Raw genomic sequence first — 24,031 nt, 5'->3', positions numbered from 1 at the left:
CTCATCAATCACGGCCGTAGATCGTTCCCACGCAGAGCGTGAGAACGATCATTGCGTAGCGCAGAGTACTTTTGCGAGTAAGCCGCCCCGGCACGTTATGATAGGCAGCCCCGCGATCAACTGTTCACATCCGCCCCTCGGAGTCAGCCCCTGCAATGCCCCAGATTACCTACTTCAAAACCCCGTGCCCCGAGCACATCAATAGCCAGATCCTGCAGATGGTGGTCGACAACCTGACCGACATCAGCATGGTCGCGATCCCGCCGAGCAACCTGTTGTACAACATCTATCAGTACGCGATCGGCTTTGAGGTTCACCTCTATCTGGAGGCGTTGAACGGGGCGAAAGGGATTGCCGTGGAGTTGTTGGTCGCAACCGACGATGACGACCCGGAGAAGGTCGTCGGCTTTTTGCTGTACTTGCCGGTCAAGGACGATCCCGAGGCGTGCGGCGTGGCCTATATGGCGGTGGATGGCGGCCATCGGCGTCAAGGTATTGCCCGGAGGATGTTGCGGGAGATGGTCGGCCGCTATCCGCATGCTGAATTGACCTGCGCCGTTAATAAGGTGCCGTATTTTGAATCGATGGGTTTTCAGGTAGTGGGCGTGCGCGGGACACAGGTGCTGATGAACACCCGCGACCATGGCAGTGACGGCTTGATGGGGTTGCTGGATGTGGCCTCGATCTACAGCTCGCTGGAGGTGCGGCAGATTCATACGTATCTGCTGCAAAAACACGGCAAGCGCGCGATGGTTGATGCGGAAAAGCAGCGTGACCGGCATCTGGACCAGATGACTCGCAAGGCCAATGAGTTTGTTCGCGAACGTCTGGGCGACGGTGCCGTGCGAGCAAGCGCCGCTCATTTACGTCTGGTCTAGATCCACTGTGGGAGCGGGTTTGCCCGCGATGAGGCCGTCACATCTGGTATTGATGTCGCCTGATACACCGCCTCCGCGGGCAAGCCCGCTCCCACAGGAAAGTTGGTGAGTTTCAGATGTGCAAAGCCCGGCAAATGCCGGGCTTTTTCGTGTCTGGAAATCACGCGGTTAAAAAAGAGCCTCAACGCTCTTTGATGGGGAGGAAGTAGAGCCCTTGAGGCTCAAGATGCGCGTGAAACAAGTGGCGAGCTTGATTAGGGGTTCAGTTCACTCACCACTTACGCAACGGCTTGAGTCAACAAACGGCTGCGTAGAATTATCGTAGGAAGATGGGCTTTCGCACTCAAGTACCGCTAGTCGAAAGCTGTTTCAGGCATCAATTTTGGCTGCCTCTCCAACGTCTCTGCGTGCGCTTCTTTCGACCATCCCCACGATGGTTTCGAATAGCTCGTCCTGTGCCTGCGCAGCGGTGATTTCTCCATTCGCCGCGGCGTTCGACAACGCTTCCGCTGCACCAAGCATCGCTCGCAATCCCGCAGGCTTGATCTCACCCGTATTCGCGTAAGGGGAGAGGGCGGTCCGGCATTTTCCCAGAAAGATCGCCTCGTACTCGCGCTTGATCTTCTCCAGTTCCGGGGAGCTGGCCAGTGCCGCGATAACGCCGGGGATCTCGTTGCCCTGAAGCAACACACAGTCGACGTACGACGAAGCGATCACCCTGGCGGTGCCGGGCAACGTCGGTTCGCTGCGCTCAAGCGCGGCATCCATCAGCGCTGTCTGTCGGGCGTCGAAATCCTGATAGAGCGCCGCCAACAATCCGGGTCGCGTGGTGAAGTGATCGTAGACCACCGGTTTGGTAATCCCGGCTAGCTCGGCGAGGCGACCGAGGGTCAAGGCGTCCGTCCCTTCATCCCGGACGAGTTGCCAGGCGACGTCCAGCAACTGGCGCTGACGATCCTCCCGGGACATCCGTCGTCGCGGTTGTGGGCTGGAATCCTGTTCGGTTATTTCTGTGGTTGACATGGCTATGTACCAAAAGTAACTTAGTGATCGTAACTTACCAAGAGTATATAAGGTTCGCCTTGTGCTCTCAATCAGGAGATTCCAGCATGCACGCGCTTATTGTTGTCGCTCATCACGATCCCCGTTCGCTCACCCATAGCCTGGCGGCACAGATTGCTGAAGGCCTGTCGCTGGATCCCGAAAACACATTCGAAATTGCCGACCTCTCGGCCGAAGGGTTCGAACCGAGGTTCAGCGCCGCTGATCTGGCGGTGCATCACAGGGAAGCGCCACCCCCTGCTGATGTGCTTGCCGAGCAAGCACGGATAGAACGCGCCGATGCGCTGGTGCTGGTTTATCCGGTCTACTGGTGGTCGATGCCGGCGCTGCTCAAGGGCTGGATTGATCGGGTGTTCTCCAACGGCTGGGCGTTCGATTTCAGTGCCGACAAACTGGAGAAGAAGCTTGGCCATCTGCGGGTGCACTTGATCGGTGTAGGCGGCGCCGACGCGGCAACCTATGCCCGCCACGGTTATGCCGAGGCGATGAAGACCCAGATCGACCATGGCATCTTCGAATATTGCGGTGCTCGGGTGTTGACGTCCCAACTGCTGCTTGAATCGGAAACACAGGATCCGGCGGTTCATCTGGAGGCCGCGCGAGCTATCGGTCGCGATCTCTTTGCGGCATCCAGACACCTCGATCCGGCTACACCTGTTCGCCCGGCCAGCCAGCTCGACGCAGTGCGTTAAGCAGCGTTTCGGCATCCAGCCCCGGCACCGCATGGCCATTGCCCTCGGCGGTATCGGAGGCCAGCAAGGCGTTGATGATGGCTTCTTCAACGGCTTCGGTGGCGGCCAGGAACAACTCGCTGATGTGGTCGTTATTGACCATGCTCAGGTTGTCGCAGGTCGGCGCGCGCTTGCTTTCATAAGCGGCCGGCGGCATGTGATTGCCGGTGGCGAAGGCGATGAAGATGTCACCGCTGTGGTCTTCATTACCGCCGCCGGTACGGGCCAGGCCCAGGCTGGCGCGTTGCGCGAGGCGCGTGCACTGGTGCGGCAGCAACGGCGCATCGGTGGCCAGGCAGACCACGATTGAGCCCATGCCCGGATGCGGCAGTGAAGCCTTGAGGAACGGCGAATCGGCCTGCTCCATGTAGCGCCCGACGGGGTAACCGTCGACGCGCAGTTCGTTGCGGATGCCGTGGTTGGCCTGAACGATAGCGCCGACGGTCCAGCCGCCCTGGGCACTGTTCAGACGCCGCGAAGCGGTGCCGATGCCGCCCTTGAATTCATGGCAGATCATGCCGCTGCCGCCACCGACGCAACCTTCAGTCACCGGGCCGCCCGCCGCTGTGTCCAGGGCTTGGGCCACATGTTCGGGCTTCACGTGAAAGCCATTGATGTCGTTGAGCAGGCCGTCGAACGTTTCCAGCACCACCGGCATGTTCCAGTAGAGCCGTCCGTTATCCGGCTGCTGCTCACGGTCGATCGCAATCAGCGCGTCACGCACTACGCCCAGGCTATGGGTGTTGGTGAAGGCGATCGGGCTGGTCAGCAAACCCGCCTCGCGAATCCACTCAAGACCGGTCGCATCGCCGTTGCCGTTGAGCACATGAACGCCGGCAAAACAGGGTTGCAGACTGGTAGAACCGGCACGCGGTTCGATCACGGTGACGCCAGTGAGGATGTCGCGGCCATTGGCGGTGCGTCCTCGCACATTGCTGTGGCCGACCCGTACGCCGGGCACGTCGGTGATCGCGTTGAGCGGGCCGGGTTGCAGTTGGCCGAACTGGATCTTCAGGTCGCGGGCACGTGGTTTCATTGTTTCTCTCATCTCGATTCGTGGCAGAAAAAATCGGGCTTGCTGGGCGCAGAACCTGTGGGAGCGGGCTTGCTCGCGATAGCGGTGTGTCAGACGACATCAATGTTGGATTTGACGGCCTCATCGCGGGCAAGCCCGCTCCCACAGGGAACGGTGAATCTATTGGCCGTTTTTGACCTTGCTCCAGATCCGCGTGCGCACTCGTTCGGTTGCGGGCGGCAACGGCTGAAGGATGAACAACGTGGCCAAGGCTTCTGCGGACGGATACACCGCCGGGTTGTTGCGGGTCGCTTCGGCCACCAGTGACGTCGCGTTGCGGTTGCCGTTGGGGTAGTTGAGGTGGTTACTGACCGGAGCGATGACTTCAGCGCGCATCAGGTAGTCGATGAAGGCCAGCCCTTGTTGCGGATGCGGCGCGTCCTTGAGCAGCACCAGCGTGTCGAACCACACCGGCGCGCCTTCCTTCGGCAAGCTGTAAGCGATCTTCACACCATTACCGGCTTGCTCGGCGGTGGCCTTCGCTTCCAGCATCGCACCCGACCAACCCACCGCAACGCAGATGTTGCCGTTGGACAGGTCGCTGATGAACTTCGACGAGTTGAAGTAGGCGATGTGCGGACGCAGTTTGAGTAGCAGCGCTTCGGCCTTCTTGTAGTCTTCTGGGTTGGTGCTGTTGGGCGGCAGGCCCAGGTAGTGCAGGGCGACCGGCAACATCTCGGACGGCGAGTCGAGCATGGCCACGCCGCACTCGCCGAGTTTGGCCAGGTTCTCTTCGTTGAACACCAGGTCCCAGGAATCCACCGGCGCCTTGTCGCCGAGGGCTGCGCGGACTTTTTCGATGTTGTAGCCGATGCCATTGGTGCCCCACAGATAAGGCACGGCGTACTGGTTGCCCGGATCGTTGGTGGCCAGTTTCGCCAGCAAGTCAGTGTCCATGTTTTTGAAATCGGGCATCTCGGCGCGGGGCAGCGGTGCAAGGGCGCCGGCCTTGATCAGGGTCGGCAGGCTGAAGTTGCTGGCCACCACCACGTCATATCCGCTGCGGCTCGTCAGCAGTTTTCCTTCCAGGACTTCGGCGCTGTCGAAGGTGTCGTAGACCGGCTGGATTCCGGTGTCACGCTTGAAGTCATGCAGGGTGTTCGGGCCGATGTAGTCATACCAGTTGTAGACGTGCACGGTCGGGCCATCGGCGGCAACCGCCGACAGCGAAACCGCCAGACAGGCGCCAAACCCCAGATTGAAATACGAGCGGTGACGACTCATGATGCGGCACTCCTGGCCTGCTGCAGGCCGGTGATGAACAGGTGCTTGCAGCGTATCGGCAGGGGCTGGACTCACCCATTCCCATCATGGGTTACTCGAAAGGGGTAGTGCGTGGACGCGTTGTTGAAAGAGTTACCGGTGCACCAGGGGCTGGCGCGGGTATTTGCTGCAGTGGGTCAGGACGGATTCTGGCGCGCGCTGGTGGATACCCTGCGCCTGCTGGTGCCGCTGGACAACGCGTTGGTTGCGGTGATGCGGTCCGGACGAGTGCCGCGCCTGATGATTGATTTCGACTCCAAGGGTAGCGGCGACGAGCATGAGGAACTGGCGGACTACAGCGCTGGCATGTACTTGCTCGATCCGTTTTATCAGGCTGCGTGCGCCGGCATTGCCGACGGTTTGCACAGCCTTGAATCGCTGGCTCCCGACCAGTTCCAGCAGAGCGAGTACTACCTGAGCTACTTCCGCTCGGTGGTGGGCGCTGACGAGTTGCAGTTCATGGTCAACGTCGATGGCGCGGTGCTCGGTTTGTCTCTGGGACGCTCGACGCGCTTCACGCTTGAAGAGCAGGGCCGTCTGCTCTGCGTGCGCGACTGGGTGCTGGCCGCGATGCGTCGGCACCTGCAATTGATGCCGCCGGAAGGCCCGGCCGCCGAGGCGGTGGCCGGTGATCTGGCGAGCCTTCTGGATCGCTTCGACGCGCGACTGACGGTACGGGAAGTGGAAACGGCGCGGCTGATTCTTCAGGGATTCTCAAGCAAGGCCATCGCCCAGCAACTGGGCATCTCCCCGGAAACGGTGAAGGTGCATCGGCGCAATCTTTATCACAAGCTCAATGTGAATGGGCATGGGGAGTTGTTTGCGTTGGTGTTGCAGCCGCGGTGAGGCGAGGCGGCCTACAAGTCATGAGTTCACCCGATCCACCGTGAAACAAAAACTCAATCGGCGCGTGTGAACACCAACGCCTTCAACCCGCATTCAACATCGGCATCCGCAAACTCCGGTGGATTGTCCAGCCGCTGCTCGAACCGCAGGCTCGGCGCTTCACGCATGACGCCCTCGATCAGGAAATCCGCACCGAAGGCCGGGTCGTTCATGCAAGCCAGTACCGTGCCCTCCAGACTCAGCAACTCCGGCAAACGGCGCAACACCCGCTGGTAATCCTTGGTCAGCAGAAAACTGCCTTTCTGAAAGGACGGCGGATCGATGATCACCAGATCGTACGGTCCCTTGCCGATGACCTTGCCCCAGGACTTGAACAGGTCGTGACCGAGAAAAGTCACCTTGCTCAGGTCGTGCCCGTTGAGCCGGTGATTGTCGCGGCCCCGGTTCAGGGCCGGGCTGGACATGTCCAGGTTGACCACATGCAGCGCGCCACCTTCGATGGCCGCCACCGAGAATCCGCAGGTGTAGGCAAACAGATTCAACACCCGCTTGCCCTCGGCGTTCGCCCGTACCCAATCGCGGCCGTAGCGCATGTCGAGGAACAGGCCGGTGTTCTGTTTGCGGCCCAGGTCCACCCGATAATTCAGGCCGCCCTCGGTGATGGTCATGTCCTCGATCGCGTCTCCACGCAGCCACTCGGTGGTGCTTTGCAGCAGATAGCGATGTTGCAACGCCAAGGTGTGCGCGCCGGATTTCGCCCACTCGGATGACTGAGTAACTTCCATCAGCCGCTGTTTCAACACCTCCAGTTGCGACACTTCAGGCTCCTTGAACAGCGATACCAGCACCACGCCCTGCAACCAGTCGACCGTCAATTGCTCCAGCCCGGGCCAGCAGCGACCGCGACCGTGGAACAGCCGACGGGTTTCTGCGGGGGCAGTGGCCAGCGCCGTCAGCAAATGGGCGTGGAGGGTGGAGAGGGCGTCTGAGTTCATCGGGCAGCGTCGACAATATGAGGGGGCGGTATTGTAGCCCACGGCTTGCAGTTCGGCAGATTTCGTCGGTCACCTATATCTAAAATGAATTTCCGCCAAGCCCGCTGCTCATACCTGTAGGCAGCGGATTTACGCACGCGAAATCTTTTATACGATCAGGGAGTTGCGAGGTCATGAGTCCAGTATCGACGGGAGGCGAGCGCTTTTCAGGCGAGTTGATTCTTGTGGTGGAGGACGATCCGCTGATCCTGGAGTTTCTTTGCGAAATTCTTCAGGAAGAAGGGTTTGTGGTTGAACCGCATGTCAGCGCGGATGCCGCATCGGCGTATCTGGAGCAACACTCGGACGGCGTCGATCTATTGCTCACCGACATCACCATGCCCGGCAAACTCAATGGCGCGGACCTCGCCAACCAGTTCGGTGACCGCTGGCCGGACAAGCCGATCATGATCATGTCCGGCTTCGAAACCCCGGAAACCTCTGGAGTGAAGCATTCGGTTTCGTTCATCAAGAAGCCGTGGGCGCTTGGGCAATTGCTGGACTGTGTGGCGGGTGCCTTGAAGTCGAAGTCGAAGCCGATCGGCTGAAAACGTCGATACCGCGTTCGAGCCCTGTCAGCTCGCAAATGCTACATTGCCCGGCACACCCGTCAGGCCCTTGCGAGAGGATGCTCCCACTTGTCTGCTAACGAATCCGTTTTCAACACGCCATACCGCGCCTTTCTGTTCGATATGGATGGAACCGTCCTCAACTCCATCGCCGCCGCCGAGCGGATCTGGGCTGCCTGGGCCACGCGCCATGGCGTCGATGTCGCGTCTTTCCTGCCCACCATTCACGGCGCTCGCGCCATCGACACCATCAATCGCCTGGCATTGCCCGGGGTGGATGCCGAGGCTGAAGCAGCGTTTATCACCGAGGCGGAAATCGAGGATGTCGAGGGGATTGTCCAGGTGTCTGCTGCGGCCGGTTTCCTGAAGTCGCTGCCCACCCACCAATGGGCCATCGTCACTTCCGCGCCCAAGGCGTTGGCACTGCGTCGGATGGCGGCGGCGGGGATTCCAGAACCTTCGGTGATGGTCACTGCCGAAGACGTCAGCGCTGGCAAGCCTGATCCCGCCGGTTATCGACTGGCTGCTCAGCGGTTAGGCGTTGAAGTGACGCAATGCTTGATTTTTGAAGACGCTACGGTGGGGATTCTTGCAGCCGAGGCGGCGGGGGCGGATCTTGTTGTCATGACATCGACCCATGTTCATCCGATTGAGACGCTGCACGCTACATTAGCCAGCTATGACTCGGTCGAGGCCCGCGCAGATGCCGACGGTCTCATCCGCCTAAAGAAAATCTAATGTGGTGTTTCAGTAAACCCCGGGAATCAACCGCCAACTCCGGGCGCAGTAGGCCTCGTATTCGCTACCGAACTGCGCCTTCAACAGCGCTTCTTCGGAATGAATGCGAGCGATCAGCGGGATCAGCGTCAGCGCTGCCAGTAACAGGCCGACACTCGAACGAAACGCCAGCGCCCAGCCCACGGCAATGATCAACATCCCCAAATAACTGGGGTTGCGCAAGGTTCGATAAATCCCGTCGGTGACCAGGCTGTGCCCCGGTTGAATCGCCACCAGACCACTGAAGCGCTTGCCCAACACAAAAACCGGCCACAACCGCAATGCGCCGCCGACGATGAACAGCAGCGCTCCCCACCAGCGCACGCCCTCGCCACCGAAGGTCCAGAAATCGATCCGGTCGGTGTAGGCCGGCAGATACCCACTCAATAATCCGATCACCCCCAGGGCCGGGATCACCCAGCGATTGGCCCGATCTTCCCGTTCGCCGGAGCTGAGGTTGACCTCGGTAAACAACGATGCGATGGCCATCACCAGGGTTGCCAGCGCAACAACCACCAGCGGCGCATGGGAGAATAACGCCGCAAACCCGCCCAGCCCCCAAATGGCGAGGCCAAGATAGGCCAGGGTGCTGATGATGGCGAAGAACGCCAGTTTCGGTGAGATTTTCATGTGTACCTCCCAAGGTCTGCCGTACACCTTTCAGTGTAGGAGGCGCGCTTACACGGACCTCGCATTACGCCGAATCACCTGCGGTGGCTGCCCGAACGCCCGAAGGAAGGCTTCGCGCATGCGTCGGCAGTCGCTGAAACCGGACGCTTCGGCGATCTGATTGAGGGTCAGTCGCCCGCGTTCCAACATCTGTCGCGCCGCCTCAAGTCTCAGGTTCTCGATGGCCTTGGCCGGCGACTGCCCGGTTTCCGCCCGGAAGGCCCGGCTGAATTGTCGGGGGCTGAGGCGCGCGACGTCTGCCAGTTGCTCCACTGACAATGTTTCGGTGAGGTGTTCGCGTGCATAGCCGAGAACTGTTTGAATGCGGTCGGATTTCGGTTCCAGTTCCAGCAGCGCCGAGTGCTGCGACTGACCGCCCGCGCGGCGGTGGTACATCACCAGTTTCTGCGCCACGGAGCGGGCCAGTTCGGCACCGTGATCCTTCTCGACCATGGCCAGTGCGAGGTCGATCCCTGCGGTCATGCCAGCGGACGTCCAGATCGAACCATCGATCACATAGATGCGATCGTCTTCGACCTTGATCGACGGGAACCGCGCTTGCAGGTCCCGCGCGTAAGCCCAATGCGTGGTCGCCCGCCGACCGTCCAGCAAACCGGCCTGGGCCAGGACAAAAGCCCCGGAACAAATCGATGCCGTGCGCCGTGCGGTTTTAACGCTGTCGCGCAGGTAACTCAGCACACCTTCGGGCGCCTGCTCGAGGATGGCATCGCCGCCGACCACGATCACCGTGTCGAACACCCGCTCATCGAACGCCTCGGTACCGACGTTCAGCCCGCCGGAGGCGCGTAATGTGCGGCCGTCTTCGGACAGCACGCTGACGTCATACAGCGCTTCGCCGGCGCTGAAGTTGGCGTACTCGAACACCGGCATGGCCGCCAGCGCCATGGACTGGAACCCCTCAAAAACTACAAACGCCACGCAAGTCATCGGTAGGTCCTCAAGGTCGTGTCCGAAAAACGTACTTTAAACGTCATTTGCGACGGGCGTGAGTCAATTTATAACGGTTCACACCCGGCGAACGTATCGCCTTACTGTGAAGGAAATTGAACATGGCCCTCTCATCCAAAGGTACCGCACTGATCACCGGCGCCTCTTCCGGCATCGGCGCGGTGTATGCCGACCGTCTCGCCCGGCAGGGTTACGACCTGATTCTGGTCGCCCGTAGTAAAGCCAGGTTGAACGCCTTGGCCAACCACCTGAGCAAGGAAACCGGCCGCGCCGTGGAGGTGGTCGCCGCTGATCTGAAAGACAAGGCTGACTTGCGGCGGGTCGAAGACATTCTGCGCCACGACGCGAGCATTACCCTGCTGGTCAACAACGCCGGGGTCGGCGCTGTCATGCCACTGCTCGGCAGCCCCGTGGATGACATGGAAAACATGATCACCCTTAACGTGACCGCGTTGATGCGTCTGGCTTACGCGGTGGTGCCAGGTTTCGTCGCCCGTGGTACCGGCACGGTGATTAACATCTCCTCGATCGTCGCCATCGCACCGCACATTCTCAACGGCGTTTACGGCGGGACCAAGGCGTTCGTTCTTGGCTTGAGCCAGTCCATGCACCACGAATTGGCCGACAAGGGCATCCGCATCCAGGCTGTGTTGCCCGGCGCTACCGCGACTGATTTCTGGAGCGAGGCCGGCAACCCGGTGGAAAACCTGCCGCAAGAGATCGTGATGTCCGCCGAGGACATGGTCGATGCCGCGCTGGCGGGGCTGGCGCAAGGCGAAGTAGTAACGATTCCGGGCCTGCACGAAGGCGAACAATGGGACGCTTACGAAGCTCAGCGCCAGACGCTGTCAGGGTTGTTCGGCCATTGCACGGCGGCACCGCGTTATCGCTGAGAAGACAGGCCCGGGGTAGGGTGAACTAAGCTTGGATAAGGACCGTTCACCCGCGGCTCGTCAAACGCTCGACGAGCCGGTGGCGTGCCAAAGGGAGCCGAAAATGCTGCACATCAGAACGCCCTTGATTCTGCATCCAGAGCTGTCGACCCCATCCCGGCGAATCTGGCTCAAGCTGGAAAACCTGCAACCCAGCGGCTCATTCAAACTTCGCGGCATAGGGCTTTTGTGCAGTCAGGCGGCGCAACAGGGTAAACGCAAGGTGATTTGTCCTTCCGGTGGCAACGCCGGGTTTGCCACCGCCATGGCCGCCGCCAGTCTGGGGATGAAAGCCTGCATCGTGGTGCCGCACACCACGCCGGAAACGACTCGCGCACGGATCAGGAAAACCGGTGCCGAGGTGATCGTCCATGGCAAGGTCTGGGACGAAGCCAATCTACGGGCCAAAGAACTCGCGCAGGGTGCGGACACCGAGTACGTGCCGGCCTTTGATCACCCGGTATTGTGGGAAGGGCACAGCACCATGGTCGATGAAATCCTCGAGGATTGTCCCGAGGTCGATGCGTTGGTGATGTCGGTAGGGGGCGGAGGTTTGCTGGCGGGAATTCTGACCGGATTGATCCGCCACCATCGAATGGACTGTCGGATCATCGCGTGTGAAACCCAGGGCTCGGCGTCTTTCGCTGCTGCTGTCAGTGCCGGACATCCGGTCATATTCCCCCGGATCGACACGGTCGCCAGGTCACTTGGCGCGACGCAAGTGGCCGCCTGGCCGGTGCAGCACATTCTCGATTTTCCGTATGAGTGCGTGGCGCTCGGCGATGAGGAGGCGATCATGGGCGTGGTCCGTTACGCCAATGATTTGCGTCAGTTGGTCGAACCGGCGTGCGGTGTTTCGTTGGCGATCGGCTATCTGGACCATCCGGCGATTGCCGGCGCCCATGATGTGGTGATTGTGGTGTGTGGTGGGGTGAGCATTAGCGCGCAGTTGGTGGCCGGCTGGGCGCGCACGTCCGCCGGCGCATAAACAAAGCTGCGCTGAGGCAAGGCAGGGCTGGAAACACTACTCGCGTGTTACGAGCCCCACCGCTGACGTTACGGTGTTCATTGACCTGCTGGAACGCCTTCCTGAACGAGGATGGCGCGGGCCAGGTCTTCGTCGCTAGCCTTGAGGTCGGGATGATCCAGACGAATCTGTTTTAAAACCGACTCCAGGTAAACGCCGCGAATCGCACCGCCACTCGCAACGAAGCTGGAGGCGTCATCCCGGGCGGGAATGACCAGTTTGTCATCCTTGAACGTCGAGTACAGCGATGCGGAAACCCCGGCTGAGGTGGCGACATCGCCCGCGTCCACTTTGGCCATAGCCGAACCGAAAGGTAAACACAGTATCAGTGACGATAATAAAAACAGACGGCGCATGACGGTGTCCTCCGACAGCATGAAGCGTAAAGGAAGTACCACATAATTTAGGATGCACGGCAGCCCTCAGGAGTTCCTTGCCGCGCAAACAATCACTTCAACCAATAAGTCCGGATGCGCCAGTTTTGTCTCGCCACATTGCGGTTGGCGTTCGGCGCGCTGGCGATCGGACCCTGCGTGGGAATGCCGCAGGGGACGCTCCGCGTTCCGCTCCCGACGCAAGACTTCAGCCCTGCGCACTGGTGACGCGAGCGTCACGGAATGCATTCCTTTGCTGCGCGTGGGAACGATCATAGGATTACGGCTGTGCGAAACGGATCAACTCAACGCGTAAACCGGTTGCGATAATCCCGCGGCGAGATGCCCAGGTTGCGCTGAAAGGTCAGGCGCATGCGCTCCTCATCACCAAACCCGCATAGCCGGGAGATTTGATCGATGTTGCGCTCGGAGTCTTCCAGCAAGCGCCGGGCGGCTTCCACTCGCAGCACTTCCACGGCTTTGGCCGGGGTGCGGCCGGTCTTGAATTTGTAGACCCGGGCAAAGTTACGCGGGCTCATTTGCACTTGCTGGGCGAGCAAGTCGACCGTGAGGGGGGCGCCCGCAAGGTTTCGCGTAATCCACAGGTGCAGTTCGTCGAAGGCGGCGCCCTCGCTGGTTTGCGATTGCAGCAGTTGACTGTACTGGGCCTGGCCACCGGGACGCTTGAGGTACACCACCATTTCCCGCGCCACCAGCAGCGTCACTTCACGCCCGCAATCCTCTTCGACCAGCGCCAGTGCCAGGTCGATACCGGCGCTGACACCGGCGGATGTCCAGACCGAACCGTGTTTGACGAAGATCGCATCACTGTCGACTTCAATTGACGGATAGCGCTCCTTGAGCATGTCGCACATCGCCCAGTGGGTGGCGGCTCGTCGGCCGTCGAGCAACCCGGCCTGCGCCAGCAGGAAAGTCCCGCTGCACACCGAAGCGATACGTTTGGCGTTGGTCGATGCGTGTGCAAGCCAAGCGACCAGATCCAGAGCATTGTTCATCGCCTGAAGAATATTCGGTGCGCCGGGAACGATCAGGGTATCGATCGGTTGGTCCGCAAAGTTGCTCAACGGCACGGTGTCGACGGCCAGGCCCTCGGCGGTGTGAATCAAGCCTCCGGCCAGGCTGGCCGTGTGCAGTGTGTAACCCGGCAAACCACGGCTGTTCATGTACCTGGAAGCGGCCCAGAAAACAGTTTGCGCGCCAGTCAAATCCAGCAAGCCCAATTCGAGGTAAGCGAGGAAGACGATCAGGCGCGGCCGGTCGGGCTGAGGTGCGGGGTCATCGGCAGTGCTGGCGATATCGTTCATAGGCTTCTGTATCAGCGAGATGGAATAAGCATAATTCGCAAACGGTATAAGCGTTATCGCTATTGATCGGCTGTCAGGATTTCAGGGTTTTATGTCATTTAGCCCGACAACGTTCAACCCTACCATCGGCAATGGGTTGTACCAGACAGTCGCTCGCTGTCTGCCTCCATTACTATTACGAAGGTAGCAATCATGTCCCGGAAAATACTCATCGTCGGCGCCGGTTTTGCCGGCGTCTGGAGCGCCTTGGGCGCGGCACGCGTGCTGGATACGCACGGCAAAACCGCAGACGTCGAAATCACCCTGATTTCCCCCAAGCCGGAAATCGTCATCCGTCCGCGTCTGCATGAACACGCGCCTCACGAAATGAGCGCACCGTTGCTGCCATTGCTGGAAGCGGCGGGCGTCAAATTCATCGAAGCCGAGGTGGAGCGCATCGACACCTCCAGCGCACGTTTCGTGCATGCGATCGCATCCGATGGCCGACACATCACCGTGCCCTATGACCGCCTGGTATTGACCAGTGGCAGCAAACTCAACCGTCCTCCGGTGCCGGGCCTTCTGGAAAACACCTTCGCGGTGGATCAACTGTCTGACGCGGTGAAACTCGACCGGCACCTGGCGGAACTGGCCAACCTGCCTGACTCGGCGGCCCGCCATACTATTGTGGTGGTTGGCGGCGGTTTCACCGGGCTCGAAGTCGCCACCGAACTGCCGGAACGCCTGCGCAACATCCATGGCGCGGATGCCCGGTTCAAGATCATCGTGGTCGAGCGCGCCGATGCGATTGGCCCGGATCTGGGCCCGAACCCACGGCCGATGATCACTGAAGCACTGACGTCCATGGGCATCGAGTTTCAGGTCGGTTCCGGCGTGGTCGCCATTGATGAGAACGGTGTGTTGACTGCTGCTGGCGAGCGAATCAACTCTAAAACGGTGATCTGGACCGGCGGCATGATCGCCAGCAGTCTGACCTCGCAAGTGTCGACGCGACTGGATCGCCAGGGACGTGCCGAAGTCACCGGCGACTTGCGTGTGGTCGGTACGGATCATGTCTTCGCAGCGGGGGATGTAGCGACGGCGCTGACCGATGACGAAGGTCATTACGCGCTGATGTCCTGTCAGCATGCGATTTTCATGGGACGCTTTGCCGGGCACAACGTGGCCGCCGACCTGGTGGGCGTGCCGACCCTCGAATACCGTCAGCCGTTCTATGCCACGTGCCTGGATCTGGGCGAGTGGGGCGCGGTGTACACCGAAGGCTGGGATCGCGAGGTGTTGCTGACCCACGATGAAGGCAAGGCCCGCAAACGCATGATCAACACCCAGTGGATCTACCCGCCAGCGGCGAACCGTGTCGATGCGTTGGCTGCCGGTAACCCGCAGATGTCTTTCTAGCGAGTAGGGCTGAGTACCCGGCAAAACGCCCGCCCGACCTTATTGATCCAGGTCCTTTGGCTGCTGCCTGAAACAGAGCGGCTGGGTGACGCAGAGCGTGGGAACGATCATGTGGTCGGGCCTGATTCCGTTAGCACCTTCCTGAATGTCTCCACCAGTGGTCGCAAATTAATCCGGTGCCATGCCGCCCACAGTGGCGTGGTGAAGGAAATCCACGGTACTTCCCGCAGCACCACACCCGGTGGTGCGTTGCGGCTCAAGCCTTTCTGAATCATCGCGATCCCCAGCCCCGACGCCACCAGCCCCAGCGCGGTGAAGGGTTCGGTGGCTTCCATGCGGATGTCCGGGGTGAAACCGGCGCGGATGCAGGCGCTGAGGAAGTCTTCGCGGCTGGCGCAGTGCTGGCGGTGTTGCACGCCGATCCATTCCTGATCAGCCAGGTCCGCCGGGGTCAAGGTCGTCTGCTGCGCCAGTGGGTGATGTTCGGGCAGGGCCAGCAGCATCGGGTCGTCCAGCACCTGAAAACCCAGCAGGTCCGGATCGTCGGCGACGGGCGGTTCGCTGACCAGGGCGATATCCAGACTACGCTGTCGCAGGCCTTCGAGTTGTTCGGCGGAGCTCAGGTTGTATAACGCGATGTGCACGCTCGGCCGGTCGACCCGCAGCACCCGCAGGGCATTGGGCAAGACGCCGGCGTGCATGGCGTTTTCGATATAGCCAATGCACAAGCCGCCTTCTTCACCGCGACCGAGGCGTTTGCCGAGCGATTCCAGGCGATTGGCGTGGGTCAGCAGGGCGCGGGTTTCGGCCAGGAAAGTCTGGCCGTCGCGGGTCAGGCGAATGCGCTGCTGGCTGCGTTCAAACAGTGTCAAACCCAGGCGCTCTTCGAGCTGGGCGATCTGCCGACTCAGGGGCGACTGGGAAATGTGCAGGCGTTCGGCGGCGCGACCGACGTGTTCTTCTTCGGCGACGGCGACGAAGTAGCGCAATTGACGGATGTCGATCATGTCAGACCTATCGGGACTTAAGTGCTGCGCATTATGTCTTGGACGGTCCGATCATCGCAATCTAGGATCTGCTCAACGGTCATTCAACTGACTTTGAAACTGACGAGGATTGAATCATGAGCTTGAACGACAAACTGCCCGGCACACTGGGTTTCGGTACCGCCCCATTGGGCAACATGTTCCGCGCCATTCCTGAAGAAGAGGCGATGGCCACCGTTCACGCCGCCTGGGATGCTGGCGTGCGTTACTTCGATACCGCGCCGTTTTACGGTTCCGGCCTGTCGGAGATTCGTCTGGGCGCCGCGCTGGCCCAATACAACCGCGACGACTATGTGCTCAGCAGCAAGGTCGGCCGGGTGATTCTCGATGAAGTCGAAGATGCTGCGGCTCGCGACCTGGGTGAAAAAAGCGGTGTGTTTGAACACGGTCGCCCGAACAAGATCGTCAACGACTATAGCGCCGATGCAACCATGCGTTCGATCGAGGACAGCCTCAAGCGTCTGCAAACCGATCGTCTGGACATCGTTTGGGTTCACGACATCGCCCAGGACTTCTACGGCGATCAATGGCTGGAATACTTCAACCAGGCCCGCACCGGCGCCTTCAAAGTGCTGACCCGTTTGCGCGAAGAAGGCGTGATCAAGGGTTGGGGTCTGGGCGTGAATAAGGTCGAGCCTTGCGAGCTGACTCTTGATCTGACTGAAGCCCAGCCGGACGGTTTTCTGCTGGCGGGTCGCTACACGCTTCTCGATCACGATCGTGCCTTGCAACGTCTGATGGACGCGGCCTTGGCGCAGAACGTCGAGATCGTGGTCGGTGGTCCTTACAGTTCGGGCATTCTGGCGGGTGGCACGCACTTCGAATACCAGAAGGCCAGCCCGGCGATCGTCAACAAAGTCGAGCAGATCAAGCGCATCGCTGCTGCCCACGGTGTCGACATCAAGGCCGCCGCGTTGCAGTTCTCCCTGGCTAACCCGGCCGTGGCGGCGGTGATTCCGGGTTCCAGCCGTCCGGACCGGATTGCCGAAGACGTTGCCGCGTTGTCGGCCGTTATTCCCGCTGCCTTCTGGCAGGCGATGCGCGATGCGAAGCTGGTTTCGGAACGTGCGCCATTGCCGATCATTGGAGCTTGAACATGAAAATTGATCTGAGCGGAAAACTCGCCATCGTCAGCGGCAGCACCGCTGGTATTGGCCTGGGCATCAGCAAGGCGCTGGCCGAATCCGGCGCCACGGTGGTGGTGATCGGCCGCGAGACGGCCAAGGTCGAGCAGGCGCTGGCGAGCATTCGACAGCGCGTGCCGGACGCACAGTTGCGTGGTTTGACCGCTGACCTGGGCACGGCTGAAGGCGCCGAGGTGTTGTTCGCGGCCGAACCCCGGGCGGACATTCTGGTGAACAACCTCGGGATCTTCAACGACGTGGATTTCTTCGACACGCCGGACAGCGAGTGGACGCGCTTCTATGAGGTCAACGTGATCTCGGGTGTGCGTCTGTCTCGGCATTACGTGCCGGACATGGTCAAGCAAGGCTGGGGCCGGGTGATCTTCCTGTCTTCGGAGTCGGGGATCGCAATCCCGGCCGATATGCTCAACTACGGCGTGACCAAAAGCGCCAACCTCGCGGTATCCCATGGTCTGGCCAAGCGGCTGGCGGGCACCGGGGTGACGGTCAATGCGATTCTGCCGGGCCCGACGTTTACCGATGGGCTGGAACAGATGCTCAAGGACGCCACCGCCGAATCGGGTCGCAGCGCTCGGGAAGAAGCCGATGTATTCGTGCGCAAGGCCCGGCCGAGTTCGATCATCCAGCGCGTAGCCGATGTCGAGGAAGTCGCCAACCTGGTGGCTTACATCGCCTCGCCGCTGTCCTCGGCTACCACCGGCGCGGCACTGCGGGTCGATGGCGGTGTCGTCGACAGCATGGCGATCTGAACCTTTTTGATTAAGAGAGAACTTCACATGGCAACTGCATCAGCATCTATCGACATTCCGGCTTCGGCCGATGAGGTTTGGCAATTGATTGGCGGCTTCGACACGCTGCCGGACTGGCTGCCGTTTATCCCGAAAAGTGAACTCAGCGAAGGCGGGCGGGTGCGTAGTCTGCAAACGGCGGATGGCGCGGTAGTGGTCGAGCGGCTTGAGTCTTTCGACAATGCAGTAAAAACCTACAGCTATTCGATTTTGCAGGCACCGTTTCCGGCTACTGACTATCTGGCGACGATCAGTGTTGACGCACAGGGGCAGGGCGCGCGAGTGACCTGGTCGGGACGGTTCACGCCTGTTGGGGTGAGTGATAAAGAGGTTGAGGAGTTGTTTACCGGGATCTACCAGGGTGGGCTCCAAGCCCTGCGGGCGAACTACCCCGCCTGAAGCCGTCACCACTGATCGTTCCCACGCGCAGCAAAGGAATGCAGCCCGGGACGCTCCGCGTCCCTTTCGAGAGCTGGAACGCTGAGCGTCCCTTGAGGCATTCCGTTGCTGCGCGTGGGAACGATCTTTAACCCGGGGGAATCAAGTTCTGTCGGCAATCGAGCACTGATTTTGCCCCGCCGAGTTCACTAGTGCCCACCTCAAGCGCAAACCCGTGCAGGCTGACAATCGCCGCGACAATCGACAGCCCCAACCCAAACCCGTTTTTCTGATTGCCGCCATCGGCACGATAGAAACGCTGGAACACCGCCTCTCGCTCGGCCTCCGCAATACCAGGCCCGGAATCGAGAACCTCAATCCGCGTATGCCCACCCTCACTGATTCCACGCAAAATCACCTCGCCACCCGGCGGCGTAAATTTGATCGAGTTGCTCAGCAAATTCGCTACAGCCTCGAACAACAACGCTCGATCACCGTTCAGCACAGGTAACGATTCCGGCAATTGCAGCTTGAAAACCAGTTCACCTTCCTCCGCCAGCGGTAGATAGAACTCATGCAGTTCCTGCAACAACGGCACCGGATCCAGCTGCACAAAACCGGAACGCCGCTGGCGATCTTCCAGCTCGGAAATCCGCAGCAACCCACGAAAGCGCGCCATCAAGGTGTCTGCTTCACCGAGCACTGAGTCCAGTTGCACGGCCAGCGTCGAACCGTCGTCGGCTTGTTGCTGAATCCGGTACAGCTGCGCCCGCAAGCGGGTCAGCGGGGTACGCAGATCATGGGCGATGTTGTCGCACACGCCCTTGACCTCGTTCATCAAGCGCTCGATGCGCTCAAGCATGGCATTGACGATGGCGGCGAGCATGTCCAGTTCATCGCGGCGATTGGACAGCGGCAAACGCCGGGTCAGGTCGCCGGCGACGATGGCCTCGGCGCTGGCCTGAATCCCGCGTATGCGCCGCAGAGGTCGACGGCGCAACAAGTGCCAACCGGCGATACCCGGAAGGATCGTCAGGGTTACGCCCCAGAACAATGCATGAAGGATGATTCGGGTCACGGCAAACAACGAACCGTTGTCGCGCACCAGCACCAGCCAGCGACCGTCCTTGGTCTGGGTCGCCACCGCGTCGCAACTGTCGGCGGGCAGGGTTGGGTCGTCGGACTCGGCGCAATCGCTGAGCGTGTGAATCTTGCCGTCCAGCGACATGCCTTGGGGAATATGACGCAGGGCACCGCTGAGGTAGCGATGCTGTTCATCGAACAGACCGTAGGCATCGATGCCGCGGATGTCGAAGGTCATGCTGACCGCGAGGGCATCCACCAGTTGATCACCGGAAAAACGCGAAAACAGATGCTGACGTTGCATCAGCGAATGTTTGGCGAGGTTGTCCAGGTAAGCCGAAACCTCGTAGTACATGACGCCCAGCAGGATCGCGCTCCAGATCACGAACAGCGAACTGTAGAGCGCCAGCAGTCGGCTGCTGGAAGAACGCCAGCCTTTAGACGGGTTCGGCAATGACATAACCCGAGCCTCGCACAGTCCGAATCAGTGGGACATTGCCAGGCGGGTCGATCTTCTTGCGCAGCCGGCCGATGTGCACGTCGATCAGGTTGGTGCCGGGGTCGAAGTGGTAACCCCAGACCTCTTCGAAGATCATCATCCGCGACAGAATCTGCCCGGTGTTGCGCATCAGAAATTCCAGCAATTTGTACTCGGTGGGCAACAGCGTCAGCAGCTGACCGTCGCGGCTGGCTTCATGGCTGATCAGGTTCAGTTCCAGATCCGCCACCCGCAGCGTGGTGGCCTGGGCGGTCACGGTGTTCTGCCGGCGCAGCAGAACTTCGACCCGGGCAGCCATTTCATCGGTGGCAAACGGTTTGGTCAGGTAATCGTCACCGCCAGCGCGCAAGCCACGAACGCGCTCATCGACATCGGAGAGGGCGCTGATCATCAGGATTGGTGTGGCCACGCCCATGGCCCGCAGGGTAGTGACAATCGCCAGGCCATCGAGCTCGGGCAACATTCGGTCGAGGGTGATCAGGTCGTAGTCGCCGCTGACCGCGCGCTCAAGACCCTCGCGGCCATTGTCGACCCAATCCACATCGAGGCCGTGGCTGCTCAGTTCGGCGACGATTTCCCGGGCGGTCACGGCGTCGTCTTCGATGGTCAAGATGCGGGTCATAGGGCGGACCTGATAATGGGTTCATGGCAAAGGTGTGAGCATTTTGCCAAGAAATACCGGCGACTTTTTAAATTAACTTTCATGTTGCTTTATAGGTCTGGCCGGAGCATTGATGGCATCGGGCCATAACTCTGGGAAGTTGGACTGTGCGCACTTTGATTCGCCATGGCGGCATGCCGATTGTTTTATTGTTGCTGTGCGTGGCTAGCATATCCGCTTGGGCGGGCAACACGCCCTGTTCGGGAAAAAAGGGCGGAATTGATCGCTGCGATGGCGATTTGTTTCTGTGCAACGACGGTTCTATCAGTGCATCGAAAAAAAGTTGCTCGGGACTGTACGGCGGCGCAAGCCAGGCACAACCACAAACGCTGCTGCGCAACGCCGATGGTTGCGCATGTGGCACCGGGTCGTTCTGTACGGGGCCCAGAGGCGGGGTGTATTGCCTTACGCCTAGTGGTAACAAGAGCTACAAGCGCAAGTAGTTCGTCCGCAATGCATAAAACCCGCTGCGTTTGGCAGTTCCTTGCAAATTGCATGGCCATTGGAAGTTCAAACTTTATAACTTATTGAAATACCAGGATTTATTTAAAGTTGGCGACTGGCACGGTGACTGCAATTCCTCCGTTGAAGAGTTGTAACACCATCTTTCCTGCCTGGAGCGATAACAATGAATAGATCCCCTGATGGTTTCTATCCTGCCCTCGAAGAATCAAGCACGCTCTCTGGCGTGTCCTGGGGCGCGATTTTCGCCGGGGCCGCTGCGGCGGCGGCGTTGTCGTTGATCCTGGTATTGCTCGGCATTGGTCTGGGCTTTTCGGCGGTCTCGCCTTGGGCCAATGAAGGCGCGAGTGCCAAGGGCCTGGGGATTTCAACGATCGTCTGGCTGGCCGTTACCCAAATTGTTGCTTCCGGGCTTGGCGGTTATATCGCCGGTCGCCTGCGGGTGAAGTGGGCGAACATGCACGGTGATGAGGTCTATTTCCGCGACACGGCCCATGGCTTTCTGGCCTGGTGCGTAGCGACGCTGGTCACCGCGACCCTGGTGGTCGGTTCTGTCAGCGGCATTGTCAGCGGTGGTGTGCAGGCCGGTGCGAGTGTTGCCAGTGGTGCCGCCAATGCGGTGACTCAAGCGGCGGGTACAGCTGCCGGTAACACCGACAGTGACCAGTACGGTTACTTCATCGACAGCCTGTTCCGTGATGATCGCCCCGCGGCGGTCAGTGATGACGCCGCTCGCGGCACGGTAACGCGCATCTTCGTGCGCAGCCTGAGCAACGACGGCCAACTGGCTGCCGAAGACCGGACCTACCTCGCACAACTGGTCGCCCAGCGCACCAACCTGACCCAAGCGGATGCTGAACGTCGAGTCGATGAGGTTTATGCCCGCACCCAAAAAGCCGTAGCCGACACCAAACTGGCGGCTCAACAAGCGGCTGACACGGCTGCGAAGGTGGCTGCAACGACATCGTTGTGGATGTTCGTTGCACTGCTGATCGGTGCGTTTTTCGCCAGCTTCGCTGCAACCTTCGGCGGTCGTCGTCGGGATGCGGTCGAGTACGTCGAAACCGACGCTTATGCCACCACTACTACCGTACCTGTTCGCTAAACCAGGAGAACTTCCATGCGCTCATTACTGCTGTTCTTTCTCGGCGTACCGATCCCGATCATTATCCTGATCGCCCTGTTCATGCACTGATTCTTCTGAGGCTTGTGCCTCTGCCGCTTCTGCCTTTGGTGGAAGCGGCGTTTTTGTCTGAGCAGCCTGATCGTGACATTGATGGTGACTGTCAGTCCGTCTTCGTGAGCAGGCCCGCTCCCACAGGAGAACGCAATCAACTGTGGGAGCGGGCTTGCTCGCGAAGGGGGCAGATCAGACGCAACGCATTCGTCTACTCAATCGGAGTGTTCACAAACTCTTCAAGTCCCTCGGCATACGCCGTGAACGCTCGAATCAGCGGAAACTGCGCAGCCTGCACCTGATCCGGCACCACCAGATGGGTAAAGCTCCAGGCCACTGCCAAGGTAATCCCGTCTTGCGCGATCGAACCATCAGTCTTCAACGGCTGCTTTTCCAGCTCACGCTCCAGCGCCGAATACGCCGCCGCCAATTGCCCTTCGACCCGTTCTACCCACGGTTCAAATTGAATGTGCGCCGGGCGCAGGTTGCGTTCGTAATAAATCTGCACTGCCTTCTCGCACGCCGCCAATCCCAGGCCAATCAGACGTAATGAGCGCAGGCGTTGATCGATATCGACGGGCATCAGGCTCTTGCCGGGGCCGGCCAAAGCTTCCAGGTATTCGATGATCAGCGTCGAGTCGATCAACACTTCACCGTCATCCAGCACCAGGGTGGGCGCCTTGACCACCGGGTTGATCTGCTGGAATTGCTCGAAATGCCGAAACACCGACACCGACTGGTGTTCCAGGTTGATCCCCAGGCATTTGGCAGAAATGGCGACGCGCCGCACATAGGGCGAATCGAGCATGCCGATCAGCTTCATTGAACCGCTCCTCCTTCAGATGTCCGTTTCAGGACGGACTACCTTGGCTGAGGTTCAGCGAGCTGCAAACGGCGTGCTGCTAATCCTCGAAGCCGACCTGTTCGTGAATCTCATCGACCTTCAATTCCAGGCGATAGGCCACGGCAATAAACAGCGCCTGGCACAAGCACAGTGTGGCACTCAGCGAACGGAAGGCAAACGAGCTGCCTTCGTTGACCAGCAGCACAGTGCTGGCTCGCTTGGCCAGGGGCGAGAGGTTGCTGTCGGTGATGATCAGGGTTTTGGCCTGATGGTGCTGGGCGATGCGCAGGCAGTGTTGGGTTTCTTTGCCATAGGGCGTGAAGCTGATGGCGATTACCAGGTCATTGGCGCGCACGCTGCGCATCTGCTCGCGGTAGCTGCCGCCGAGCCCCGAGACCAGATGGATGCGCTTGTTGGTGTGTTGCAGGTTGTAGACCAGGTAGTCGGCCACCGCGAACGAACGGCGCACCCCGACCACGTAGATATTGTCGGCATTCACCACCAGGTCGACGGCCTTGTCGAAGGCTGCATCGTCGAGTTCCAGCCCCAGGCGTTCGATGCCAGACAGGGTCGCATTGATGCACTCGCGCGCCAGATCGCCGCCGCTGGCCTTCTGCGACTTGTTGGCGATCATGCTGCGAATGCGCTGCTGGTAGTTCTGAACCGGCGTGGTCTTGTGGGTATAGGCCTCGCGAAACAGTGCCTGCATTTCGCTGAAGCCGCTGAACCCGAAGCGCTGGGAAAACCGCACGATCGCCGACGGGTGCACTTCGCACTCGCGGGCGATGTCGCTGATGCGGTCGACCATGATCCGGTCGCTCTGCTGGCTCATGTAACTGGCGATGCGTTTGAGCTGGCGCGGCAGGCTTTCGTACTCGTTGGTGATCAGCTGCAGCAGACGCTCGGCGTTGATCGGGGGGCTGGCGAGATCGCTGTCGGGCGTGCTCTCGGTCGGAGCCGGCTGATCGGTGCGGGACATAAAGGATCCTTCTGGCTTGTTCTTATAGGAACGACGAATA

At 60.2% G+C, this 24,031-nt stretch carries 26 protein-coding genes; 13 read left to right on the top strand and 13 right to left on the bottom strand.

Annotation, left to right across the window (positions count from 1 at the left end; all coding sequences use genetic code 11):
- Positions 1-155: 155 nt before the first annotated feature.
- Positions 156-878: a GNAT family N-acetyltransferase gene (locus FQ185_RS02770; protein WP_149416127.1), complete on the top strand. Its 723-nt coding sequence runs from the start codon at positions 156-158 to the stop codon at positions 876-878.
- 369 nt (positions 879-1,247) lie between these two features.
- Here the strand turns inward: FQ185_RS02770 and FQ185_RS02760 are convergent, their stop codons facing one another.
- Complete coding sequence (locus FQ185_RS02760; protein WP_149416126.1) at positions 1,248-1,901, bottom strand: TetR/AcrR family transcriptional regulator; 654 nt, start codon at positions 1,899-1,901, stop codon at positions 1,248-1,250.
- An 86-nt stretch (positions 1,902-1,987) separates the two neighbouring features.
- Between FQ185_RS02760 and FQ185_RS02755 the strand changes: the two genes are divergently transcribed.
- A complete protein-coding gene (locus tag FQ185_RS02755) occupies positions 1,988-2,632 on the top strand; it encodes an NAD(P)H-dependent oxidoreductase (RefSeq protein WP_149416125.1) in 645 nt (214 codons plus the stop codon).
- On the opposite strand, the gene FQ185_RS02750 is transcribed toward FQ185_RS02755, so the two are convergent.
- Together FQ185_RS02750 and FQ185_RS02740 are read right to left on the bottom strand one after the other, a co-directional pair.
- A complete protein-coding gene (locus tag FQ185_RS02750; protein WP_149416124.1) occupies positions 2,589-3,707 on the bottom strand; it encodes a P1 family peptidase in 1,119 nt (372 codons plus the stop codon). The genes FQ185_RS02755 and FQ185_RS02750 overlap by 44 nt on opposite strands.
- 159 nt (positions 3,708-3,866) lie before the next feature.
- Complete coding sequence (locus FQ185_RS02740; protein ID WP_149416123.1) at positions 3,867-4,970, bottom strand: polyamine ABC transporter substrate-binding protein; 1,104 nt, start codon at positions 4,968-4,970, stop codon at positions 3,867-3,869.
- A gap of 111 nt (positions 4,971-5,081) precedes the next feature.
- On the opposite strand from FQ185_RS02740, the gene FQ185_RS02735 reads away from it, so the two are divergent.
- Complete coding sequence (locus FQ185_RS02735) at positions 5,082-5,855, top strand: helix-turn-helix transcriptional regulator (protein WP_149416122.1); 774 nt, start codon at positions 5,082-5,084, stop codon at positions 5,853-5,855.
- Positions 5,856-5,908: 53 nt separating this feature from the next.
- On the opposite strand, the gene FQ185_RS02730 is transcribed toward FQ185_RS02735, so the two are convergent.
- Positions 5,909-6,850 (bottom strand): class I SAM-dependent methyltransferase, encoded by a 942-nt coding sequence (locus FQ185_RS02730; protein ID WP_149416121.1) that lies wholly within the window; start codon positions 6,848-6,850, stop codon positions 5,909-5,911.
- Positions 6,851-7,023: 173 nt separating this feature from the next.
- Between FQ185_RS02730 and FQ185_RS02725 the strand changes: the two genes are divergently transcribed.
- The gene (locus tag FQ185_RS02725; protein WP_149416120.1) at positions 7,024-7,437 is read left to right on the top strand and encodes a response regulator; all 414 of its coding nucleotides are present in this window, start codon (positions 7,024-7,026) and stop codon (positions 7,435-7,437) included.
- A gap of 90 nt (positions 7,438-7,527) precedes the next feature.
- Positions 7,528-8,196: an HAD-IA family hydrolase gene (locus FQ185_RS02720; protein ID WP_149416119.1), complete on the top strand. Its 669-nt coding sequence runs from the start codon at positions 7,528-7,530 to the stop codon at positions 8,194-8,196.
- Between the two features lie 9 nt (positions 8,197-8,205).
- On the opposite strand, the gene FQ185_RS02715 is transcribed toward FQ185_RS02720, so the two are convergent.
- Both FQ185_RS02715 and FQ185_RS02710 read right to left on the bottom strand, forming a co-directional pair.
- The gene (locus tag FQ185_RS02715) at positions 8,206-8,865 is read right to left on the bottom strand and encodes an isoprenylcysteine carboxylmethyltransferase family protein (protein ID WP_149416118.1); all 660 of its coding nucleotides are present in this window, start codon (positions 8,863-8,865) and stop codon (positions 8,206-8,208) included.
- Positions 8,866-8,913: 48 nt separating this feature from the next.
- On the bottom strand, positions 8,914-9,852 hold the full coding sequence (locus tag FQ185_RS02710) for a GlxA family transcriptional regulator (protein ID WP_149416117.1): 939 nt from the start codon (positions 9,850-9,852) through the stop codon (positions 8,914-8,916).
- 122 nt (positions 9,853-9,974) lie between these two features.
- Between FQ185_RS02710 and FQ185_RS02705 the strand changes: the two genes are divergently transcribed.
- Together FQ185_RS02705 and FQ185_RS02700 are read left to right on the top strand one after the other, a co-directional pair.
- Positions 9,975-10,766 (top strand): SDR family oxidoreductase, encoded by a 792-nt coding sequence (locus FQ185_RS02705; RefSeq protein WP_149416116.1) that lies wholly within the window; start codon positions 9,975-9,977, stop codon positions 10,764-10,766.
- A gap of 103 nt (positions 10,767-10,869) precedes the next feature.
- Positions 10,870-11,793 carry a pyridoxal-phosphate dependent enzyme gene (locus FQ185_RS02700; protein ID WP_149416115.1) on the top strand — a complete coding sequence of 308 codons (924 nt, stop codon included), beginning with the start codon at positions 10,870-10,872 and terminating at the stop codon, positions 11,791-11,793.
- Positions 11,794-11,870: 77 nt separating this feature from the next.
- Here the strand turns inward: FQ185_RS02700 and FQ185_RS02695 are convergent, their stop codons facing one another.
- Both FQ185_RS02695 and FQ185_RS02690 read right to left on the bottom strand, forming a co-directional pair.
- The gene (locus FQ185_RS02695) at positions 11,871-12,188 is read right to left on the bottom strand and encodes a DUF2388 domain-containing protein (RefSeq protein WP_149416114.1); all 318 of its coding nucleotides are present in this window, start codon (positions 12,186-12,188) and stop codon (positions 11,871-11,873) included.
- 323 nt (positions 12,189-12,511) lie between these two features.
- Positions 12,512-13,531 (bottom strand): GlxA family transcriptional regulator, encoded by a 1,020-nt coding sequence (locus tag FQ185_RS02690; protein WP_149416113.1) that lies wholly within the window; start codon positions 13,529-13,531, stop codon positions 12,512-12,514.
- 192 nt (positions 13,532-13,723) lie between these two features.
- Between FQ185_RS02690 and FQ185_RS02685 the strand changes: the two genes are divergently transcribed.
- On the top strand, positions 13,724-14,929 hold the full coding sequence (locus FQ185_RS02685) for an NAD(P)/FAD-dependent oxidoreductase (RefSeq protein WP_149416112.1): 1,206 nt from the start codon (positions 13,724-13,726) through the stop codon (positions 14,927-14,929).
- Between the two features lie 107 nt (positions 14,930-15,036).
- Here FQ185_RS02685 and FQ185_RS02680 read toward each other — a convergent pair whose 3' ends face one another.
- Positions 15,037-15,936 carry a LysR substrate-binding domain-containing protein gene (locus FQ185_RS02680; protein WP_149416111.1) on the bottom strand — a complete coding sequence of 300 codons (900 nt, stop codon included), beginning with the start codon at positions 15,934-15,936 and terminating at the stop codon, positions 15,037-15,039.
- A 116-nt stretch (positions 15,937-16,052) separates the two neighbouring features.
- Here FQ185_RS02680 and FQ185_RS02675 point away from each other — a divergent pair, with 116 nt between their 5' ends.
- The 3 genes from FQ185_RS02675 to FQ185_RS02665 are packed head-to-tail and all read left to right on the top strand — an operon-like array spanning position 16,053 to position 18,307.
- Positions 16,053-17,069, top strand: coding sequence for an aldo/keto reductase (locus FQ185_RS02675; RefSeq protein WP_149416110.1), 1,017 nt, complete (start codon positions 16,053-16,055; stop codon positions 17,067-17,069).
- Between the two features lie 2 nt (positions 17,070-17,071).
- The gene (locus tag FQ185_RS02670; protein ID WP_149416109.1) at positions 17,072-17,869 is read left to right on the top strand and encodes an SDR family NAD(P)-dependent oxidoreductase; all 798 of its coding nucleotides are present in this window, start codon (positions 17,072-17,074) and stop codon (positions 17,867-17,869) included.
- Between the two features lie 27 nt (positions 17,870-17,896).
- Positions 17,897-18,307 carry an SRPBCC family protein gene (locus FQ185_RS02665; protein ID WP_149416108.1) on the top strand — a complete coding sequence of 137 codons (411 nt, stop codon included), beginning with the start codon at positions 17,897-17,899 and terminating at the stop codon, positions 18,305-18,307.
- Between the two features lie 127 nt (positions 18,308-18,434).
- Here FQ185_RS02665 and FQ185_RS02660 read toward each other — a convergent pair whose 3' ends face one another.
- Together FQ185_RS02660 and FQ185_RS02655 are read right to left on the bottom strand one after the other, a co-directional pair.
- Positions 18,435-19,829 (bottom strand): HAMP domain-containing sensor histidine kinase, encoded by a 1,395-nt coding sequence (locus tag FQ185_RS02660; protein ID WP_149416107.1) that lies wholly within the window; start codon positions 19,827-19,829, stop codon positions 18,435-18,437.
- The gene (locus FQ185_RS02655; RefSeq protein ID WP_149416106.1) at positions 19,807-20,490 is read right to left on the bottom strand and encodes a response regulator transcription factor; all 684 of its coding nucleotides are present in this window, start codon (positions 20,488-20,490) and stop codon (positions 19,807-19,809) included. The genes FQ185_RS02660 and FQ185_RS02655 overlap by 23 nt, the downstream gene beginning before the upstream one ends.
- 173 nt (positions 20,491-20,663) lie before the next feature.
- Here FQ185_RS02655 and FQ185_RS30445 point away from each other — a divergent pair, with 173 nt between their 5' ends.
- Both FQ185_RS30445 and FQ185_RS02645 read left to right on the top strand, forming a co-directional pair.
- Positions 20,664-20,972 carry a hypothetical protein gene (locus tag FQ185_RS30445; protein WP_256730356.1) on the top strand — a complete coding sequence of 103 codons (309 nt, stop codon included), beginning with the start codon at positions 20,664-20,666 and terminating at the stop codon, positions 20,970-20,972.
- A 185-nt stretch (positions 20,973-21,157) separates the two neighbouring features.
- Positions 21,158-22,096: a hypothetical protein gene (locus FQ185_RS02645; RefSeq protein WP_149416104.1), complete on the top strand. Its 939-nt coding sequence runs from the start codon at positions 21,158-21,160 to the stop codon at positions 22,094-22,096.
- 283 nt (positions 22,097-22,379) lie between these two features.
- Here the strand turns inward: FQ185_RS02645 and FQ185_RS02640 are convergent, their stop codons facing one another.
- Together FQ185_RS02640 and FQ185_RS02635 are read right to left on the bottom strand one after the other, a co-directional pair.
- The gene (locus tag FQ185_RS02640; RefSeq protein ID WP_149416103.1) at positions 22,380-22,991 is read right to left on the bottom strand and encodes a glutathione S-transferase; all 612 of its coding nucleotides are present in this window, start codon (positions 22,989-22,991) and stop codon (positions 22,380-22,382) included.
- Between the two features lie 79 nt (positions 22,992-23,070).
- Positions 23,071-23,991 (bottom strand): MurR/RpiR family transcriptional regulator, encoded by a 921-nt coding sequence (locus FQ185_RS02635; protein WP_149416102.1) that lies wholly within the window; start codon positions 23,989-23,991, stop codon positions 23,071-23,073.
- Positions 23,992-24,031 lie beyond the last annotated feature (40 nt).

Origin of the sequence: Pseudomonas sp. ANT_H12B, assembly GCF_008369325.1 — a bacterium.
GTDB lineage: Bacteria > Pseudomonadota > Gammaproteobacteria > Pseudomonadales > Pseudomonadaceae > Aquipseudomonas.
The sequence above is the reverse complement of the archived record's forward strand: the minus strand, read 5'-3'. Positions and strand labels throughout refer to the sequence as shown.

Excerpts from the sequence above, each read along its gene's own strand:
- FQ185_RS02770 (WP_149416127.1), top strand. The coding sequence starts at position 156 with ATGCCCCAGATTACCTACTTCAAAACCCCGTGCCCCGAGCACATCAAT.
- FQ185_RS02760 (WP_149416126.1), bottom strand. The coding sequence starts at position 1,901 with ATGTCAACCACAGAAATAACCGAACAGGATTCCAGCCCACAACCGCGA.
- FQ185_RS02755 (WP_149416125.1), top strand. The coding sequence starts at position 1,988 with ATGCACGCGCTTATTGTTGTCGCTCATCACGATCCCCGTTCGCTCACC.
- FQ185_RS02750 (WP_149416124.1), bottom strand. The coding sequence starts at position 3,707 with ATGAAACCACGTGCCCGCGACCTGAAGATCCAGTTCGGCCAACTGCAA.
- FQ185_RS02740 (WP_149416123.1), bottom strand. The coding sequence starts at position 4,970 with ATGAGTCGTCACCGCTCGTATTTCAATCTGGGGTTTGGCGCCTGTCTG.
- FQ185_RS02730 (WP_149416121.1), bottom strand. The coding sequence starts at position 6,850 with ATGAACTCAGACGCCCTCTCCACCCTCCACGCCCATTTGCTGACGGCG.
- FQ185_RS02725 (WP_149416120.1), top strand. The coding sequence starts at position 7,024 with ATGAGTCCAGTATCGACGGGAGGCGAGCGCTTTTCAGGCGAGTTGATT.
- FQ185_RS02715 (WP_149416118.1), bottom strand. The coding sequence starts at position 8,865 with ATGAAAATCTCACCGAAACTGGCGTTCTTCGCCATCATCAGCACCCTG.
- FQ185_RS02710 (WP_149416117.1), bottom strand. The coding sequence starts at position 9,852 with ATGACTTGCGTGGCGTTTGTAGTTTTTGAGGGGTTCCAGTCCATGGCG.
- FQ185_RS02705 (WP_149416116.1), top strand. The coding sequence starts at position 9,975 with ATGGCCCTCTCATCCAAAGGTACCGCACTGATCACCGGCGCCTCTTCC.
- FQ185_RS02700 (WP_149416115.1), top strand. The coding sequence starts at position 10,870 with ATGCTGCACATCAGAACGCCCTTGATTCTGCATCCAGAGCTGTCGACC.
- FQ185_RS02695 (WP_149416114.1), bottom strand. The coding sequence starts at position 12,188 with ATGCGCCGTCTGTTTTTATTATCGTCACTGATACTGTGTTTACCTTTC.
- FQ185_RS02690 (WP_149416113.1), bottom strand. The coding sequence starts at position 13,531 with ATGAACGATATCGCCAGCACTGCCGATGACCCCGCACCTCAGCCCGAC.
- FQ185_RS02685 (WP_149416112.1), top strand. The coding sequence starts at position 13,724 with ATGTCCCGGAAAATACTCATCGTCGGCGCCGGTTTTGCCGGCGTCTGG.
- FQ185_RS02680 (WP_149416111.1), bottom strand. The coding sequence starts at position 15,936 with ATGATCGACATCCGTCAATTGCGCTACTTCGTCGCCGTCGCCGAAGAA.
- FQ185_RS02675 (WP_149416110.1), top strand. The coding sequence starts at position 16,053 with ATGAGCTTGAACGACAAACTGCCCGGCACACTGGGTTTCGGTACCGCC.
- FQ185_RS02670 (WP_149416109.1), top strand. The coding sequence starts at position 17,072 with ATGAAAATTGATCTGAGCGGAAAACTCGCCATCGTCAGCGGCAGCACC.
- FQ185_RS02665 (WP_149416108.1), top strand. The coding sequence starts at position 17,897 with ATGGCAACTGCATCAGCATCTATCGACATTCCGGCTTCGGCCGATGAG.
- FQ185_RS02660 (WP_149416107.1), bottom strand. The coding sequence starts at position 19,829 with ATGTCATTGCCGAACCCGTCTAAAGGCTGGCGTTCTTCCAGCAGCCGA.
- FQ185_RS02655 (WP_149416106.1), bottom strand. The coding sequence starts at position 20,490 with ATGACCCGCATCTTGACCATCGAAGACGACGCCGTGACCGCCCGGGAA.
- FQ185_RS30445 (WP_256730356.1), top strand. The coding sequence starts at position 20,664 with ATGCCGATTGTTTTATTGTTGCTGTGCGTGGCTAGCATATCCGCTTGG.
- FQ185_RS02645 (WP_149416104.1), top strand. The coding sequence starts at position 21,158 with ATGAATAGATCCCCTGATGGTTTCTATCCTGCCCTCGAAGAATCAAGC.
- FQ185_RS02640 (WP_149416103.1), bottom strand. The coding sequence starts at position 22,991 with ATGAAGCTGATCGGCATGCTCGATTCGCCCTATGTGCGGCGCGTCGCC.
- FQ185_RS02635 (WP_149416102.1), bottom strand. The coding sequence starts at position 23,991 with ATGTCCCGCACCGATCAGCCGGCTCCGACCGAGAGCACGCCCGACAGC.